Genomic DNA, 17218 nt, shown 5'->3' with positions numbered 1-17218 from the left:
CTCCATTGTCTGTACGGTCGATGTAGTGGCTGCTCTTTTTGTAGGGAGAGCCGACAAGTGGTGGTCGGGTTTTATAACCTTACTTTTTTTGCAGATTCTTGGTGTTTCAGCATATGTCGGCCAAGAAAGCGTTGAAGTTGATACCCTGATGTGGGCGGGCGAATCTGCGCTTTTGGCCGTATTGATCGTTATCAGTGTTTTGGTGAGACGCGGGTTCTTGAAGCGAAGGAGACCCACCAGTGAAAGTTGAGACACTTAGTGCGGTGGGATTGCGCCCGGGCCCGCTGGCGGCTGTCGGATTGACGCTGCCTAACCTTAAGTTTTTAGGGGTTTTGACTGTTGCCAGCGTAACTATCTCGTGCCGGCTCTGGGCGGCGGTGGCAGGTACGATCCGTGACACTGCGTGTCCCGGAGGAGGAAAATGACTGACACAACCAAAGACCAAACCGCTTTGATGGAGACCCGCGCGTCGCGGCGGTATTTTCAGAAGTTTGAGCGCATCACCGAGCATCTGACGCAGGTGGCGGCGGCGCGGGCGGCTGAAGGTGCGTTGGGCGACAATGAGGTAGAGATCCTCACGCGCTATTTGGCGGCGATTGGCTATACGTTCAAAGCACTGAGCATGAAGTATCTGCTGGTGGGGCGTGCGACCGGGCAGTTCTTTGGCAGCCTTGCTATGGATGCGGTGGAGAGCGGTTTTCCGATGTTCAATGAGCTGTTGGTGATGGCCAATGACGCGCAGCAAGCGCAGAGCCATCTGCGCAATATGCCAAGCGCGGAGCAGCTCAAAGACGACATGCTGCGCGCCATTATTGGCGATCAGGAAGTGCCGACGAAGCTGCAATTCGCGCTCAGCCAGCGGCTCTATTATGAAGAGCTTCTGAAAGGCGAATTGTTCTGGGCACAGAATCATCCGGAGGTGCGTTGGCAAGGCAATCTGTCAGAGCGGCGGCGCAAGTTCTTGCTGCATTGGGCGGTCTATGACAGCCAGATCAACTTGCCAACGATTTACCTGATGGATTTGGAAGACACTGGGCGGCGGGCTTTGCCCAAAGATGAGCGGCGGTGGCCGGAGGTGCAGGCGCATTTGATGGCGCAGGCCGTGGCGGGGCTGAAGCTTGTGACCATCGCCAAAGGGTTTGATGAGAGTTTTGACGATCTGCATCCCAAGCGGCTACGCCGTATTCATGTTGGGCCGATGTATTCGAGCGCTTTCACCCGACAAAGCGGACCGATCCGGGAAGTTTTGGAGGCAGCACGTGCACCGGAGGGCGAAGACTGGACGTTGGCCTGGACCACGGAAGATCTGGTGAGTGAGCGGGTGCAGGATGAGCGCTCTGGCTGGTTTGGGAGCGTGGAGCGGCAGGTCTTTGCACTGGACCCCTTTGCTGGGCACGGCGCGGACACGGGGGCAACCAGCATGGAGCGCTCGATCATCCTGCCACAGCGGCCGTTTCAGGCGCTTGAAGAGCTCAACCCGCCGGGCTTTGGCAGTGTGACGAAGTATGTGGTGAGCCCGCAAGGGCGGGTGTTGCGGTATTGATGAAAGGGGTCTCCATCTTCTTTATAGTGGTCACGGTCGCTGTTTTTTGCACCTCTGCGTTCTTTCGGGCCGCGGACTGGGATGAGCTTCAGGACCTTCAGCAAGCGTTGGAACGTTCAGATAGCCTTTCGGAGTTTGAGGTTTGGGCAAATGACGTCGGGTTTTTTCCGAACACTTGCGGCTATGAAGAAGTTTCAGGTGTTTGGAAGCTACCTTGTGGATTGGCACCAAAAGAGTGGATGTTGCAGAAAGCCGGGGATGTTCATTGTGTCACCAAACCTCTGAACGGCCCCCGCGACTTGGCTGATGACTTTCTGGTAGCCTTCGTCTTGGCCGATGAAGCCCAAATGATTGAGTACGCCATCGCTCATGTCGATCAGCGCTGGCCAGCAGGGACTTGGGAAGGATTACTGTTGCCAGAAGACTATGGCGAGAAGCGTTGGTGCGAGTTTCAGCCAACAGGTGACGCCTAAAGGCGAGCGTCGGTGGTAATTTGAAAAATATGCTTAAGGTAGAAATGAGATGAGCCTGACAAACGATCAGATGGAGCTGCGCGAAGAGGATATTCGCAAGCATTATGACGCGGCTGTGGGGATGCTGGATGGGTTTGATCACACGCCGCGGATTGCCAAGGGCAAAGACCCCGTTGCCGCGCCGGAGCGGTCCAGCGGGATTGGCACACGGCGGCGGTTTCGCAGCACCACGCCGGGGTTGGTGACGCGCTCGACCGCGCGGCCGGAAGGGGTGCATCTGGTGGAACGTATTGAGGGCGCAGGCGGGGACGATCCGTTGGTGTCGCCGGTGCAAGCCAATGTGATGCATGGGTTGCGGCGCGCGTTGGCGATTGCTTTGGCGGTTGGGGAGAATTTTGCCGAAAGCTCTGGCCTGGCGGATTTGAAGCGTGACAATCTCGCAGGGGCGCTGGGGGCGGACAAGAAGACCGAGTTTTCTGAGCTTTTGGCGGCGGAGGCTTTGGCGGTGTCTTATGTCTTTGCCAATGCGACGTCGTTCTTGTTGGCGCCATTGCTCGGCGAGACGCAGGTTGAGGTTGGCGAAGTCGAGGAGGTTCTGACCGACAATGCGCAGTTGGCCTTGCATGGCGCGTTGTGGGAGCTGGATCAGGATATCGCAGCGCTGGTGTCTGATGAAGACCGGCTGGTCGCCTGTGTCTGTGCCTTTGCCGAGCAGCTGATGGAGAAAGTCGCCTTGCGGGCGCAGAATGCGCCGCAGTTGGGGGCCTTTGTTGGGGCGAGCTGGAAGGTTGAAGCGGATGATCTGACCATCAACGGGTTTACGCCAGCGCGGGCCGCCAAAGGCTCCACGCTGACCATGAGCTTCAAGAAACCCAACGAAGTTGTGGGCAACCATATCGCCAAATATCAGGCGATGAAGCTGGCCAAAATGCTGATGGCCTATGACTTTGACCGGCGGCTCAATCCGTTTGCGGAGCTGGGTGGGTTTATCTTCACCTTCATGGGTGATGGCGCGCCGGGGACCGGGAAAACCACACTCATTCAGATGATGGCGGGGCTGATCAACGACTATTGTCAGGTGGCTGGCTATGCCTTCCGCTATCAGAACTTTGGCATCGACAATATCGACAGTTATCAGGGCAAGTCAGGGCAGAACGCCAAGGCCTTTGTGCAAAATGTGCTGGACCCGCAGGTGATTGGCTTTGGCACCATTGATGACATTGACCAGATCGCGGGCAAACGTGGGGATCGGCAAAGCTCGGCAGGACAGCAGGAGGTCACGGCGGTGTTTATGGAGGCCTTTGCGGGCGCCAACACCGTGGTGCGTGGGAACTGTACCTTTGGCATGTTCTCCAACTATCCCGAAAACGTCGATGATGCGCTGCGACAGCGGGCCGGGGCGCGGTTCTTGGTGGATGGGCCGCAGACGCAAGAGGATTACATCGATATCCTTGCGCTGTTGATGGGCAAGAACCACAACATTGCGCTGGGCGATCACGAGTTGTTTGAGGCGCAGGCGATTCAGAAGGCTGTGGCGGCAAGTTTTGAGAGCCATTCGCGGCCACATGAGCCGGGGTTGATGAACGTTTTTGATAAGGTGCATGGGAAGGTGGGCGAGTTGGACACCATTGCCAAGATGGGCACCTATCTGAAGGCGATTCAGGAGGCTGATCCGCGCTTTACGGGGCGGGCGATCAAGAACATCACCGATGCGGTGAAAGTCCGCGCGATGGACTTTGAATTGCCGGACGAGTGGATGGAAAACCCGGAGCTGTTCTTGGCCAAAGACTACGACACCAAGAAGGTCATGATTAACGAGCTGCGCGTGCCGATCACCACCGACATGGTGGTGCAGGAGATCAACCGCTATGCCGATAGCGAGTTCCGCTATGCCGACAAATCCGATGAGGTTGCGATCTCCAACATGGTGCGCGACATGCAGCGGTCCGAGGCGGCGAAGCGGCGGTATCTGGAGGGCAAAACGTAAGTGTTTGTGATCGACAGCATCGGGTTTTTCAACACGGCGGTGCCGCTGAGCGTTTTGGCGCTGTTGGCGGTTCTGTTGCCGCGTGTGCTGGTCGATCGTCAGACACGCTCGCACGGCAAGGTGCTGCACGGGATCGCGCTGTCGGCGGCGTTTTTGCTGGCGATTGGGTTTATGATTTCAATTGGCGTCAGCCAGATGCGTGGGTTTGAGGCTGTGGGGCAGTTTGAGATTGACCCGCTGGGCGCGGCTTGGGTGCATTTGCGGCTGTCGCTGATGGCGGCAATTGTCTGGGCACCGATTTTGGGACTGGTGTGGTTTGGCCATGCGCAGGGCGTGGAAGCGCGGCGCGGGCAGGACATTGCGGTGGGGGAGCGGTGAGTATGGCGACGACTTCCGAAGGGATCAACGAGAAAAAGGAAGCCTTTTGGCGTGCTAGCAACCCGATGGTATGGGGTATCGTAACAACCGCCCTTATTTTGGGGACAATGGCTTTGATGGGCCTTCATATTACCTGCGCTTCTGATTTTTGGGGAAGGCAGATTTGTGAACCAAAGTGGAAGTTGTTTCTGAATGCGCCCCCCAATGAAGTGGGCGACGCATTGGCTGGTTTTGCGGGTGCTTTAGCCTTTGTCTGGATCATCGTGACTGTGATGTTGCAAAGCCAAGAATTAGCCGAGCAGAGAAAAGAACTGTACCGAACCAGAAAAGAGTTCGAGACAATGAACAAGCTTGCTCGACGCCAACGGTTCGAAAGTACTGTTTTTGAACTGATTGCTACCCACAATAACATAGTCGAAGCGATTGACCTGCAAAGTGACGAGTTTGGATTAACTTCCGGACGAGACTGCTTTTCCATTTTTTATGGGCGGCTAAAGAGAAAGTACGAGAACTACAAAGCAAACGACTGGAGCGAATTAGAGAAAATTCGCGTTCCCTACGACTTTTTTTGGGAAAAAAATCAACCAAACCTTGGTCACTATTTTCGTTTTCTTTTTAACTCTTTTAGAGTGGTTTCTGAATCTTCGGATGCGGCCGAGCACCACGCAAAATTGTTAAGAGCTCTGCTTTCTAACCAGGAACTGTTGCTTCTTTTTTACAATTGTCTTGTTTCGCATGGCGAGGACTTTCAGGAGTACGCTATCGAGTTCCGGCTATTTGACAACTTGCCTGTGTCGCAACTTCTAGACCCTGCTCACAGAAAGTTTGTTCATTCCTTCTTGAGAGGGGAAAGGGTACCATTGGAGGGAACCGATGCATAGACTGATCCAACGTGGTCTGATGTTTGGCAACCTGATCGAAGTGGCCTCGCCGGTTTTGGTGGAGCGCTACAACCGGGCGCTTAAACATCTGACGGGCAAGACCACCAACCTCACCGATTTTCACATCGATATCTCGGGGTACTCGCCGGAGGTTGGCGATGAGCTGGACGACCATCTCTACCTCAATCACGGGGGCTGCAACCGGCAGTTCATTCTGCTGACCACGGATCAGAAATCCGCGCCGCTGTTGAACATCAAGTTCTCCACCAGCCGCGAAATTCTGCGGCATTTCATTGAGGAAAATGAGCCACAGCTTTTTGCCCTGACCGCGCGGGATGCCGTCGCAGGCGAGCTGGTGAACTCCGTGTTTTCGGTGAGCGAGCCAAGCCGGTTGTTCGACATCCGCAAGGTGTCCATTGAGGCGGACACCACCGAAGGTACGCTGCGCGATGCGGAAAAACTGGGGGCCTTGGCGGATCGGTTTAAGCAGGACGAAGACGGTTGGTTTGACGATGTGCTGATTGCCGACATGATCACGCTGGCCAAACGCACCGGTGACGTGACCCGCAACCCGGTGACGCTCAAGCACATGGCCTTTGATCAGCAAGACTACTGGACGTCATATTTTGGCGGGGTGTATCTGTTCCGTGGTGTGGCGCATCCAGCGGTGATCACGGCAGGTGACAAGACCGACTTGGGCAAGCTTGCGATCAAATACACCTTTGATTTTTCAGACCGCAACCAGATTGCAAAATTCTTGGACTACAACGATCTGGCTGAGCCGATTGTAAAAGCGCGCAGTGTGGATGGCAGCGCGATCCTGCGCCAGAAGATGGATTTCATTGTGGTGGATGCCGCCCAAGAAGCAGGTGTTGATCTGACGGACGCGACGCGCAGTGACATTCGTCGTTTGGCACGCAACCATGCCGACGCCTTGCCACCAGAGTACCACGCGCTGCGTCAGATGGTGGATTGGGCGGACAACAATGGCAAATGGCCCAAGGTCACCAGTGATCATCCGGCCTATTTCTACACTTTGCGGGCAACAGAAACGGATCAAGCTGATTTGGTGAACATGCTTCTGGCGGAACTGGCACCAAAGGATATTCGCCAGCTGTTCATTTGTCACAAAGAGCTATTTTACGCACTGTATGGCCGCTGGTCTGAGACCAAGAAAAGCTTCGTCGCGGATTTCTTGGAGCGGGAGTATCAAGTGGACAAGGCCGGGGCGCGTGAGGCGCTGTTTGGATTTGACGAACCGCTGGACATGCCAAGGGTATCGCGTCGACGTGTGTCTGACGATATGATCGCGCGGGTTGGACCATGGGGCGCGATTCAGCGGAAGTAAGGAGGGGGATATGGGATTGGTTAGATTGGTGGTCATCGGGTTCATCGTATTGACGGTGATCTATTTCTGTCTGTCCTTGTATTCCCGCGCTGTCAGGCGCGCTAAGCTCAAAGCGCAGTGGGACGACGAGGGTATGACGGGTGATCAGGATGCTTTTGTGACCCACGGATTGGAAGAGTATGACAACTCGCTGCGTCGCAAATTGATTTTGGGTGTCTATATTGTTCCTGTGTGTTTTGTCGCCATTCTGATCTACGTCATCAACTTCATGTAAGGGCCGCTTAAATGGTTTATGTAAAATGGATTTTCCGGATCCTGTTTTGGGGTGCCTTTGCCGCCTGGCTACACTATACGCTGCCGCAACGTGACATTGTGCGGATTGTCGGTACTTACGAGGAACGTCAGGAACTTGGCGATTGGACCCGGATTTTCTGGTCCAAACCAGACACGCAATCTGAAGGGCTGATCAATCGCGATGTGCAATTCATTCAGGGCTTTAATAGCAAAGACAAAGCATGGGTCTATCGCAATGAAGATACCGGCTGGAGTTGGCCACCGTATTTCAAATTCGACACAGCGAATTTGTACACCGAAGCCAATGACGCGATTTCCACAAAGGATGCCCCCGAGTGGGTTGTGATCACCCACTATGGGTGGCGCAACGAGTTCTTGTCAGCTTTCCCGAATGCCGTAGCGATCAAACCCGCGACCGGGCCAGATATGCGGGTCATCCCGTGGTTCAACATCATATTCCTGACGCTGTTGGCAGCGATTTTCTGGGCCATTTATGTGCGCTGGCGGCGCTTTCGAGAGGCACGGATTGATCCGGTTCTGGAAGATGTTGGTTACAGTTGGGATGCCGCGAGTGACAACGTCGCGGAAAGGCGCGGACGGTTCCGCGCCTGGCTTGATACGTTCAAGGGTAAATCTCGCTGACTATCGCGCGCCGTAGTAGAGGCCGACAACGTGTTCGGCCTCTGCGAAGAACAGCCATCGAGATGTGGCTACCCCTGCGACGTGACTGAGAACAGCCAGCACGCCAAACACGTGATTGAACGGCAAAACCAGCAGGATCACGGGTATGACAAACGTCAATCCAAAGGCGATCACTCTCAGTTTTTGCGCGTGTTTTCGACCTATGATGTAGATGAATTCCTTGACCAAGTAGTTGGGCGCAGTGTGGGGATGCGCCATCGAGCGTACGGTTCCACGTTCGCCAAGGCCGGTGGCTGTGCCGAGATCCGAGCCGCTGTCCGCAAGGGCTGTGTCGCCCCGCTGCCACCAGACAAACTGGATGATTGCGGCAACAATGAGCAACAGGATGGCATAGTTCACCCGGCCTGACAAAAGTGCGCCGCCAGCCAGCGAAAAGCTGAGATAAAGCGCTGGCGTCAAAGGGGTTTTCCAACGGGGCACGGTGTCGAGTTGCGCATAAATCATCGATGTGGTGAAGACGGTAAACAGCGACAATCCCGCACCTATCAACCCTGTGACAGGCGCGTGGAAGCCAAAGAAGATCAAGGCTGCCGCATACAGACCCATGATGCATAGGGCGACAACGGCACAGACGCCTTCACGAGACAACCAGCTGGTACGCCACTGACTCAGCGCGCGCCAAGCCCGCTCGGGATGTCCTAGATGGAAGGTAGAGGAGAGCAAGCCGCCGACGGCGAGTGCATAGGCGATTGCAAAGAAAATAAAGCCTGACAGGCCTTTCGGAGGGCTTGAGTCTACGCCAAGCCAGAACAGCAAACCAAAGCCAAGGCCGGAGAGGGTAGAAAATACGATGACGGATGGTGCTGGGTGCATCAGGCGGACCCTCCGGGCAGTTTGTCGAGGGCGTTGTCAAGCCAGCCAAGGAAACCTTTGGGCTCATCTGCGACGGGCTCAAGAAGTGGGGCCAGCAGGCTCTGGTCATCCCAGGAATCTTTCCGACGCGGCGGCAGGTATTTGTTCACCGGCGCCGTGCCCATTTCTGGCATGAGGTCAAAACCGCCTCTATTTTCAACCAGTTGGCTTACATTTGATTGCGGATCGGCGAAGTCTCCGAAGTGGCGGGCACCGGCGGGGCAGGTGCGCACGCAGGAGGGTTCACGGTCTTCTTCGGGCAGGTTTTCGTTGTAGATGCGGTCCACACAAAGCGTACATTTCTTCATCACACCTTCGGCTTGATCAAGCTCGCGTGCGCCATAAGGACAGGCCCAAGCGCAGAGACCGCAGCCGATGCAGTTGTCTTCATTCACCAGCACAATGCCGTCTTCGACCCGCTTATAGCTTGCCCCCGTCGGGCAGACCGTGACGCAGGGCGCATTTTCACAATGCAAACAAGACTTTGGGAAGTGGACAGTTTGAGCAGAGCCTTCTTCGGGCTGGACTTCATAGCTGTGTACCCGGTTGAGAAACGTGCCCATCGGTTCGGTGCCATAGGGGCGTTGATCACTGAGCGGCGCGCCGTAGTTTTCGGTGTTCCAGCCTTTGCAAGAGATCACGCAAGCGTGGCAGCCGACACAAGTGTCCAGATCAATCACAAGGCCGAGTTTGCGGTCGGTTGAGGTGGGTAAATCGGTCATTTTGCCCCATCGGTATTGCGTCGGTATTGCGACTGTATTGCGGAGGTGCGGATTTTGCGCAGCAAGTGGTGGACTGTGGCGGGCCCATTCACAGCGAGGCTGCGATTTTCAAATGAGACCTTTTGCCAAAAGAAATAAGACGCGTGGGTCATTTGCCGACCTTCCATTTGAGCTCACCCGGGCCTTGAGGCACTGGAGACTTTAGCGGGTCCATCGCTGGTTGGCTTTCGGTTGGGGCGTCTGCTTTCTCGAGTTTCACACGCAGGTCAAACCAAGCGGCCTGGCCGGTGATGGGATCGGAATTGGCCCATCGCAACCCGTCACCTTTGGGCGGGAGTAGCTCGTGGATCAGATGATTGAGCAGGAAGCCTTTTGTGGCTTCCGGCGCATCGTCTGACAGCGCCCAAGCACCTTTGCGTTTGCCAATCGCGTTCCATGTCCAAACGGTGTTTTCATTCAGCGCGGCCTGATGGGCCACGGGCACGGTGATTTCGCCATGGGCAGAGGTCACGCGGGCCCAGTCGCCCTCTGCAAAACCGTGTTTCTGCCAGAGTTTGGTGGGCAGGTAGAGTGGGTTTTCGCCATGCAACTGGCGCAGCCAAGCGTTTTGCGTGCCCCAGCTGTGGTACATCGCCATGGGGCGTTGGGTGAGCGCGTGTACGTCAAATTCTTCGGGATCGACGCGGCTGTCCTCAAGGGGGGCGTACCAGATAGGCAGGGGATCCATGACCTCTTTGAGGCGCTCGCGCAAATGATCCGGAGGTTGGCGATCACCATGACCCTCCGCAGCGCGTTGGAATTTACGCATCGGTTCCACGTAGAGCTGGAACAGGAAAGGTTGGGGCGCATCAAACAGGCCGATTTCTACCGCCCAGTCTTGGTAGTTTTGGTTCCACGGTTTCATGTAACGGGCTGCATCTGGCACATGCTGGATCGCAAATCCGCCGTTTTCGATGTATTTGTCCAATTGCTCGGGATTTACGGCGCCACGGCCAAATTGATCACCGTTTTCGCCGCGGAAACCCGCCAGTGGGCCAACACCGGGCCGGCGCTCGTGGTTCACGATATAGTCGGCGTAGTCTTTCCATTTTGGCGTGCCATCCTCGTTGAGAAAATGCGGCAGGCCGATGCGGGCACCCAACTCGATCAACACCGACTGGAAGCCGCGCACATCGCGGTCAGGCTCCACAACGGGCCAGCGAATGGCGTCTGCAGCGCCGTCAGCCTCACAAATCGGGCGGTCCAGCAGCGAGATACAATCGTGGCGTTCCAGATAGGTGGTGTCGGGCAGGATAAGGTCGGCATAAGCGACCATTTCAGAACTGTAGGCATCCGAATAGATGATACGCGGGATGCGGTAACCACCATCGTCGTTGCGGTCGGTTAGCATCTTGATCACGCCTGAGGTGTTCATCGAGGAGTTCCACGACATGTTGGCCATGTACATGAACAGGGTGTCGATCGGGTAGGGATCTTGGGCGTGGGCGTTGGAGATCACCATGTGCATCAGGCCGTGCACAGACATAGGGTTTTCCCATGTGAAGGCCTTGTCGATGCGGCAGGCAGAGCCGTCTTCGTTGATTTGCAGATCTTCAGGACCGCGCGGGAAACCGAGGTGGGGGCCGGCAAGGGGTTTGCCGGGGCGGCCGTAGCCGTGTGGCGTTGGGTGTGCCTCAACGGGTTTGGGGTAAGGCGGCTTGAAGCGGAACCCGCCGGGGACTTCGACTGTGCCAAGCAGAATTTGCAGCACGTGAAGCGCGCGACAGGTCTGGAAGCCATTGGAGTGGGCGGAGATGCCGCGCATGGCGTGGAAGCTGACCGGGCGGCCTGTCATGGTTTTGTGGGTCTCGCCGCGGAAGTCGGTCCATTCCTGGTCGAGTTCGAAAGCCTCTTCAAAGGCGACGCGGGCGAGTTCGGCGGCGATGGTTTTGATTTTCTGCGCAGAGATGCCTGTGCGCTCTGCCACGTTTTCCGGCGCGTATTGTGGGTCGAGATACTTTTCGGCCATCAGGTGCATGACGGTCTTGTTGCCCTGATAGGTGGCTGACAAATCCGGACGCACCCCTTTTTGATCAAAGGGGGTGGGCTTACCGGTGGTGCGATCAATGACCAGCTGTTTGCCATCCGCATCGCGCATCAGAAGGCCGGTTTCCGCATCCACCAGCCCGGCGGCGTTGGTGTATTGCGCAAGGTAGTGCAGGTCGATCTTGCCGGCTTTCATCAGCTCGTGAATCAGCGCAAGGATGAACAGCCCATCTGTGCCGGGTGTGATGCCAACCCATTCGTCAGCCACAGCATTGTAGCCAGAGCGCACAGGATTGACGCCGATCACTTTGGCACCGTTGGCCTTGATTTTGCCAATGCCTGCTTTGATGGGATTGCTGTCGTGGTCTTCGGCCACGCCAAAGATCATGAAGAGCTTTGTGTGATCCCAATCGGGTTGGCCAAATTCCCAAAAGGCCCCGCCCATTGTGTAGATGCCTGCTGCGGCCATGTTGACCGAGCAAAAGCCACCGTGGGCCGCGTAGTTTGGGGTGCCGAAATGCTGGGCCCAGAAAGAAGTAAAGCTTTGGGATTGGTCGCGACCGGTGAAGAAGGCCAGTTTGTGTGGTGCGGTTTCGTGCAATTCCGTGAGCCAGCCCACCGCGGTGGACATGGCCTCTTCCCAGCTGATCTCTTCGTATTCACCTGAGCCGCGCGGGCCGACACGTTTGAGCGGCTTTTTGAGGCGCGAAGGTGCGTTGACCTGCATGATGCCCGCAGAACCTTTGGCGCAGAGCACCCCTTTGTTCACCGGGTGATCACGGTTGCCTTCGATATAGGCGACTTTCCCGTCCTTCATATGCACGTTGATGCCGCAGCGGCAGGCGCACATGTAGCAAGTTGTCTGGCGTACCTCGTCCGAAACTTTGGGTGAGGTATCAAGCTGGGGCTGCTGAAAGGTCATGTGGGGTCTTTCGGTGTTTTTGTCCCGGTTCGGGCCATATTGACGGGAAATCTGTCCAGTGCAATGTCAAGTTATAGACGAATCTCTGTCTTTGAGTGGCGTATATGGGCGCATATCTGGTCCGTTGTAGAGAGTTAGGGGCCGGATCAGGATGTTGCTTTCCTGCTGATCGATGCATTGGATGATCCATCCGGGCATGCGACCGATGGCAAAGATTGGCACGTAGAGATCCATCGGGATGCCGTGCAATTGATAGATCACACCGGAGTAGAAATCGACGTTCACGTTGAGGCCGTGACGGGCGTATGGCTTCATGGCGTCAACGACACCTTGCAGAATTTCGTACCATTCCGGTGCGCCCATTTCTTCGCCAAGCTTTTTGACGCCGTCGCGCATGTGGCGCGCGCGTGGGTCTTCGGCGCGGTAGACACGGTGGCCAAAGCCAGTCACAGCTTCGCGGTTTTTGCGTTTGGCTTTCACGTAGGCCGCGGCGTTGTCGGGCGTGCCGATCTCTTGCACCATTTTCATCACGTCTTCGGCTGCGCCGCCATGGGCGGGGCCTGTGAGCGTGGACAGCGCGGTGACGATGCCGCCGTGCAGGTTGGTGTCGGTGCCGATCGTGACGCGGGCGGCAAAGGAACTGGCATTTGCGCCGTGCTCTGCGTGCAGGATAAAATCGACATCCGCGAGTTTGGCGGCGTCGTCAGAAGGTTTTTCTCCCTTCAGCATCCACAGCCAGTTGGCAGCATGGCTGAGTGTCTTGTCAGCGGGCACCGGATCGCGACCGTTGCGGATGTGTTCATGGGCGGCAATGATCATCGGCACCTGTGAGGTCAGGCGCAGACCATTGGCAAGGAACGCCTCTGGACCCGTGGTTTGGCTGTCGGCCTCAAGAGCTGCGAGCGCAGAGACGGCGGTGCGCAAAACATCCATCGGGTGGCCATCTTTGGTGGCCCGGATGATGTCATAGACCTGATCTGGCAGCTCACGCGCGGCTTTCAGGGTGGCGTCAAACGCGGCCAATTCCATCTCTGATGGCAGCTCGCCGTGGATCAGCAGATAGCAGACTTCCTCAAACGTGGATTGGGTGGCGAGATCGTGGATGGAATAGCCGCGATATGAGAGTTCGCCTTTTGCGCCATCAATGTGAGATACGCCGGAGCGCTCGAAGTAAATGCCTTTGAGGCCGCGGTTGATCTTGACGTTTTCTGTCACGGGTGGCTCCTTAGTCGCGAAAATTGGGGAGAAGACATGTCAGCACTTGAGAGAGCCATCGACCGCGCCAAGGGGCGTGATGCTCGGGTTGTGATGCCCGAGATGGAAGACGCGCGCATTGCACAGGCGGCAGAGCGGCTGCGGGCTGACGGGGTGTGTGAACCTGTGACGCTGGGCAACAATACGGATGCGTATGTTGCGGCGCTTGTTGAGGCTCGTGGAATAAAGGAGGCGCTGGCGCGGCGCATGGTGAGCCGGCCGTTGTTTCGCGCAGCAGCCATGGTTGCCGTAGGCGAGGCAGATGCCATGGTCGCGGGGGCCGTGGCCTCCACCAAAAAGGTGATTGAGGCCGCAAGCATCGGCATTGGGCTGGCCGATGGTGTGTCGGTGGCGAGCTCGTTTTTCCTGATGCGTTTCCCAGAGGGGCGCGAGGTGATTTTTGCCGATTGTGGCTTGAACGTAGATCCCGATGCGGAGGCTTTGGCCGCAATTGCACAGGCTTCTGAGCGCTCTGCTGCCGCGCTTTTGGGTGAAGCGAAGGTGGCGTTGTTGTCGTTTTCAACTGGCAGTTCTGGCGCAGGGCCGAGTGTCGACAAAATACGCGCAGTGGCCGAGACCACTGGCTTCGTTGGGCCCGTGCAAGGCGATGCCGCGCTCAATCCGCGCGTGGCCGAGAAAAAGGGTTTGGGCAACGGAGATGCTAACGTGCTGGTTTTTCCGTCGCTAGATGCTGGCAACATTGCGTATAAGCTCGCACAAGAGCTGGCAGGCGCACAGGCGTTGGGGCCGATCTTGCAGGGCTTCCGGAAACCGGTGTGTGATCTCAGCCGGGGTGCAACCGTACAGGACATTGTCGATGCGACTGCGGTGACATTGGCGTTGGGATAAACTTGGGTCATGCGGCCTCCATCAAGGTGGCCGCATCCTTGGCGATCATGCGTTCTTCTTGTGCGGGAACCACCCAAACGGCAATCTTTGATGTTTGCGCATGCAGCCGCGCTTTTCGGGCGTGATTGGCATCAGGATCCATGCGCACGCCGATCCATTCCAAAGACCGCAGAATACGGGCGCGTACGCCCACAGCGTTTTCGCCAATGCCGCCGGTAAATGCGATGGCATCAAGTCCTTCCATGGCGGCAATCAGCGACCCGGCATGACGCAGCGACCAATAGCAAAAATGCTCAATGGCGAAGGCGCTGTCTGCTGAAGGATCGACCATCAGATTGCGCATGTCTGATTTGCCGCCTGAGAGGCCCAACAGGCCACTTTCGTGATTTAAGATCGCCTTTGTACGGTTCAGCCCGTTTTCCTCGACCAACCGCAGCACGGCATTGGCGTCGATGCCTCCGGAGCGGGTTCCCATCGTCAGGCCATCCAGCGGGCTATAGCCCATGGTGGTTGCAATGGATTGCCCGTTCTTAATGGCACAGAGCGACGCGCCATTTCCGAGATGAAACGCCAACAGGCGGGAGGGCAGTTTTTCGCCGGAAATCTGTGGCAGGTTTTGCACAAGGGACGCATAGCTGAGGCCATGGAAGCCATATCGGCGGATGCCTTTGGTTTCCATCATCCGTGGGATGGCGTAGCGGGTGGCGGCGTCTGGATTGGTGGCGTGAAATGAGGTGTCAAAGCTCGCATATTGCGGCAGCTCTGGTGCAATCTCAGCCAACGTATCGACAGCGGCGAGATTGTGCGGGTTGTGAAGGGGCGCGAGCGGTGTGCAAGAGGCGATTTCGGCACGGACGTCTGCGGTGATCTTCACTGGTGCCGTGAGCTTTCGCCCGCCATGCACCACGCGATGGGCAGCTGCGCTCAAATCAGCAACGGCGAGTCCTTTGCTTTTCAGCGCGTCCAAGACAGCCTTCAATGCGGCCTTGTGGTCTATAAATGGCGCATCGCGGGATTGCCCCGCGACGGTCAATGATGAGGCACCGCCGATCCCCTCGGCGATGCCTGTGATGTGTTCGGTCATATCGCCGTCAAAGACAGCAAATTTGATCGAGGAGGACCCAGCGTTGAGCACCAGAATAGGGCTTGAGAGGCTGGGTTGCACCATACCTTACCCGGCTTTCTGCGGAACCATGTCAGCGGCATCGATGCCTGCCACAGCCACAGGCTTTTTCATCGCATCGCGACGGAAAGGCTCGCCCAGCTCCTGGTTGATCATCGCTTCGATCAAGGTGGTCTTACCGTGGTTCATTTGATCGTCGATGGCTTTGTTCAGCGCAGCGGTCAGCTCGCTCATGGTGCGTGCGACCACACCTTCCAAACCACAGGCCTGAGCGATGCCAGCGTAAGACACCTGTGTATCAAGCTCCGTGCCCACAAAGTTGTCGTCAAACCACAGGGTGGAGTTCCGCTTTTCGGCGCCCCATTGATAGTTGCGGAAGACGATTTGGGTCACAGCGGGCCATTCGCCGCGTCCAATGGCGGTCAACTCGTTTACGGAGATGCCAAATGCACCGTCGCCGGCAAAGCCGCAAACCGGCACGTCAGGCTGGCCGATTTTGGCGCCAACAATCGCTGGCAGACCATACCCACAGGGGCCAAACAGGCCGGGCGCGAGGTATTTTCGGCCCTGATCAAAGTCAGGGTAAGCGTTGCCGATGGCGCAGTTGTTGCCAATGTCGGAACTGATGATTGCTTCGCGTGGTAGGGCCGATTGGATCGCGCGCCATGCCATGCGCGGGGACATCCAGTCAGGCTTGTCTGTGCGCGCACGTTCGTTCCAACTGGTGCCCGGATCGTCGTCTTCGTGATCCATCGAGCTAAGCTGTTGCGCCCACGCCGATTTGGTTTTTGCGATTAGGCTTTTTCGATCCGCGCGTCCGTCATCGCCTGCCGTTTCTGCAAGCTGCTCAAGAATGCCGGTCGCCACTTTGGCGGCGTCGCCGACAATGCCCACCTCGACCTTTTTGGTCAGGCCAATACGGTTCGGGTTGATGTCCACTTGAATGATTTTCGCATCCGCTGGCCAATACTCCATGCCGTAGCCCGGCAGGGTGGAGAACGGGTTCAGTCGGGTGCCAAGGGCCAGCACGACGTCTGCACCTTTGATCAATTCCATCGCCGCCTTGGAACCGTTGTAACCCAGTGGGCCGGCAAACAGCGGGTGGTTGCCGGGGAAGGCGTCGTTGTGCTGATACCCAACACAGACGGGGGCATCGAGACGTTCGGCCAGCGCCATAGACGCAGGGATGCCGCCAGCGGAGAGCACGGTGCCTGCGCCGTTCAAGATCACTGGGTTCTTGGCAGAAGACAGCAGGGCTGCGGCGTCAGCCACGGAATTGGTGCCACCGGAGGAGGCTTCAAATTCGATTGGTGCAGGGATGTCGATGTCGACAACCTGTGTCCAGAAATCACGCGGAATGTTGAGCTGTGCCGGGCCGCAGAGGCGTTTGGCTTGGCTGATCACACGGGTCAGCACCTCAGCAACACGCGTTGGGTCACGCACCTCTTCTTGATAGGCCACCATATCTTCAAACAGTTTCATCTGTTCGACTTCTTGGAAGCCACCTTGGCCAATTGTTTTGTTGGCCGCTTGTGGTGTGACCAACAGCAGCGGGGTGTGGTTCCAATAGGCGGTTTTCACAGCAGTGACGAAGTTCGTGATGCCGGGGCCGTTTTGGGCGATCATCATCGACATTTTGCCGGTAGCGCGGGTGTAGCCGTCGCTCATCATGCCTGCGGAGCCTTCATGGGCGCAGTCCCAGAACATGATGCCCGCTTTGGGGAACAGATCTGAAATCGGCATCATGGCGGAGCCGATGATGCCAAAGGCATGTTCAATGCCATGTCTTTGCAGCACTTTCACAAAGGCTTCTTCGGTGGTCATTTTCATGAGGCAAACTCCAAGCTGCGCCCGACTCCTGTGGT

15 protein-coding genes are annotated in these 17218 nt (G+C 56.8%); 9 read left to right on the top strand and 6 right to left on the bottom strand.

Annotation, left to right across the window (positions count from 1 at the left end):
* Positions 1-421 precede the first annotated feature (421 nt).
* Genes ABWV47_RS09275 through ABWV47_RS09240 form a run of 8 tightly spaced genes read left to right on the top strand, consistent with a single transcriptional unit; the run spans position 422 to position 7546 of the window.
* The gene (locus ABWV47_RS09275) at positions 422-1543 is read left to right on the top strand and encodes a hypothetical protein (protein ID WP_353311010.1); all 1122 of its coding nucleotides are present in this window, start codon (positions 422-424) and stop codon (positions 1541-1543) included.
* Positions 1543-2016: a hypothetical protein gene (locus tag ABWV47_RS09270; RefSeq protein WP_353311008.1), complete on the top strand. Its 474-nt coding sequence runs from the start codon at positions 1543-1545 to the stop codon at positions 2014-2016. Before ABWV47_RS09275 ends, ABWV47_RS09270 begins: the two co-directional genes overlap by 1 nt.
* A gap of 49 nt (positions 2017-2065) precedes the next feature.
* Entirely contained in the window at positions 2066-4003 is a 1938-nt protein-coding gene (locus ABWV47_RS09265; protein WP_353311006.1) for an AAA family ATPase, read from the top strand.
* Positions 4004-4381: a hypothetical protein gene (locus ABWV47_RS09260; protein WP_353311004.1), complete on the top strand. Its 378-nt coding sequence runs from the start codon at positions 4004-4006 to the stop codon at positions 4379-4381.
* 2 nt (positions 4382-4383) lie between these two features.
* Positions 4384-5262 carry a putative phage abortive infection protein gene (locus ABWV47_RS09255; protein ID WP_353311002.1) on the top strand — a complete coding sequence of 293 codons (879 nt, stop codon included), beginning with the start codon at positions 4384-4386 and terminating at the stop codon, positions 5260-5262.
* Positions 5255-6610 carry a DUF6638 family protein gene (locus ABWV47_RS09250; RefSeq protein WP_353311000.1) on the top strand — a complete coding sequence of 452 codons (1356 nt, stop codon included), beginning with the start codon at positions 5255-5257 and terminating at the stop codon, positions 6608-6610. Before ABWV47_RS09255 ends, ABWV47_RS09250 begins: the two co-directional genes overlap by 8 nt.
* Before the next feature lie 10 nt (positions 6611-6620).
* Positions 6621-6884 carry a hypothetical protein gene (locus ABWV47_RS09245; RefSeq protein ID WP_353310998.1) on the top strand — a complete coding sequence of 88 codons (264 nt, stop codon included), beginning with the start codon at positions 6621-6623 and terminating at the stop codon, positions 6882-6884.
* 11 nt (positions 6885-6895) lie between these two features.
* Complete coding sequence (locus tag ABWV47_RS09240; RefSeq protein ID WP_353310996.1) at positions 6896-7546, top strand: DUF1523 family protein; 651 nt, start codon at positions 6896-6898, stop codon at positions 7544-7546.
* Here ABWV47_RS09240 and ABWV47_RS09235 read toward each other — a convergent pair whose 3' ends face one another.
* The 4 genes from ABWV47_RS09235 to ABWV47_RS09220 form a co-directional block, all read right to left on the bottom strand.
* Entirely contained in the window at positions 7547-8419 is an 873-nt protein-coding gene (locus tag ABWV47_RS09235; protein WP_353310994.1) for a dimethyl sulfoxide reductase anchor subunit family protein, read from the bottom strand.
* Positions 8419-9180: a 4Fe-4S dicluster domain-containing protein gene (locus ABWV47_RS09230; RefSeq protein ID WP_353310992.1), complete on the bottom strand. Its 762-nt coding sequence runs from the start codon at positions 9178-9180 to the stop codon at positions 8419-8421. The genes ABWV47_RS09235 and ABWV47_RS09230 overlap by 1 nt, the downstream gene beginning before the upstream one ends.
* Positions 9181-9328: 148 nt before the next feature.
* Complete coding sequence (locus ABWV47_RS09225; protein WP_353310990.1) at positions 9329-12127, bottom strand: molybdopterin oxidoreductase family protein; 2799 nt, start codon at positions 12125-12127, stop codon at positions 9329-9331.
* A 66-nt stretch (positions 12128-12193) separates the two neighbouring features.
* Positions 12194-13342, bottom strand: coding sequence for a citrate/2-methylcitrate synthase (locus ABWV47_RS09220; protein ID WP_353310988.1), 1149 nt, complete (start codon positions 13340-13342; stop codon positions 12194-12196).
* A 36-nt stretch (positions 13343-13378) separates the two neighbouring features.
* Between ABWV47_RS09220 and ABWV47_RS09215 the strand changes: the two genes are divergently transcribed.
* On the top strand, positions 13379-14230 hold the full coding sequence (locus ABWV47_RS09215) for a phosphate acyltransferase (RefSeq protein ID WP_353310986.1): 852 nt from the start codon (positions 13379-13381) through the stop codon (positions 14228-14230).
* Between the two features lie 7 nt (positions 14231-14237).
* On the opposite strand, the gene ABWV47_RS09210 is transcribed toward ABWV47_RS09215, so the two are convergent.
* Entirely contained in the window at positions 14238-15398 is a 1161-nt protein-coding gene (locus ABWV47_RS09210; RefSeq protein WP_353310984.1) for an acetate/propionate family kinase, read from the bottom strand.
* Between the two features lie 3 nt (positions 15399-15401).
* The gene (gene xsc, locus ABWV47_RS09205) at positions 15402-17183 is read right to left on the bottom strand and encodes a sulfoacetaldehyde acetyltransferase (protein WP_353310982.1); all 1782 of its coding nucleotides are present in this window, start codon (positions 17181-17183) and stop codon (positions 15402-15404) included.
* Between the last annotated feature and the right edge of the window lie 35 nt (positions 17184-17218).

The organism is Shimia sp. NS0008-38b (assembly GCF_040370365.1).
Classification (GTDB): Bacteria; Pseudomonadota; Alphaproteobacteria; order Rhodobacterales; family Rhodobacteraceae; genus Shimia.
This window is presented reverse-complemented; position numbering and strand designations above follow the sequence as displayed.

Bases quoted from the DNA above. Each gene is read 5' to 3' on its own strand.
- ABWV47_RS09275 (WP_353311010.1), top strand. From the start codon at position 422: ATGACTGACACAACCAAAGACCAAACCGCTTTGATGGAGACCCGCGCG.
- ABWV47_RS09270 (WP_353311008.1), top strand. From the start codon at position 1,543: ATGAAAGGGGTCTCCATCTTCTTTATAGTGGTCACGGTCGCTGTTTTT.
- ABWV47_RS09265 (WP_353311006.1), top strand. From the start codon at position 2,066: ATGAGCCTGACAAACGATCAGATGGAGCTGCGCGAAGAGGATATTCGC.
- ABWV47_RS09255 (WP_353311002.1), top strand. From the start codon at position 4,384: ATGGCGACGACTTCCGAAGGGATCAACGAGAAAAAGGAAGCCTTTTGG.
- ABWV47_RS09250 (WP_353311000.1), top strand. From the start codon at position 5,255: ATGCATAGACTGATCCAACGTGGTCTGATGTTTGGCAACCTGATCGAA.
- ABWV47_RS09245 (WP_353310998.1), top strand. From the start codon at position 6,621: ATGGGATTGGTTAGATTGGTGGTCATCGGGTTCATCGTATTGACGGTG.
- ABWV47_RS09240 (WP_353310996.1), top strand. From the start codon at position 6,896: ATGGTTTATGTAAAATGGATTTTCCGGATCCTGTTTTGGGGTGCCTTT.
- ABWV47_RS09235 (WP_353310994.1), bottom strand. From the start codon at position 8,419: ATGCACCCAGCACCATCCGTCATCGTATTTTCTACCCTCTCCGGCCTT.
- ABWV47_RS09230 (WP_353310992.1), bottom strand. From the start codon at position 9,180: ATGACCGATTTACCCACCTCAACCGACCGCAAACTCGGCCTTGTGATT.
- ABWV47_RS09225 (WP_353310990.1), bottom strand. From the start codon at position 12,127: ATGACCTTTCAGCAGCCCCAGCTTGATACCTCACCCAAAGTTTCGGAC.
- ABWV47_RS09215 (WP_353310986.1), top strand. From the start codon at position 13,379: ATGTCAGCACTTGAGAGAGCCATCGACCGCGCCAAGGGGCGTGATGCT.
- ABWV47_RS09210 (WP_353310984.1), bottom strand. From the start codon at position 15,398: ATGGTGCAACCCAGCCTCTCAAGCCCTATTCTGGTGCTCAACGCTGGG.
- xsc (WP_353310982.1), bottom strand. From the start codon at position 17,183: ATGAAAATGACCACCGAAGAAGCCTTTGTGAAAGTGCTGCAAAGACAT.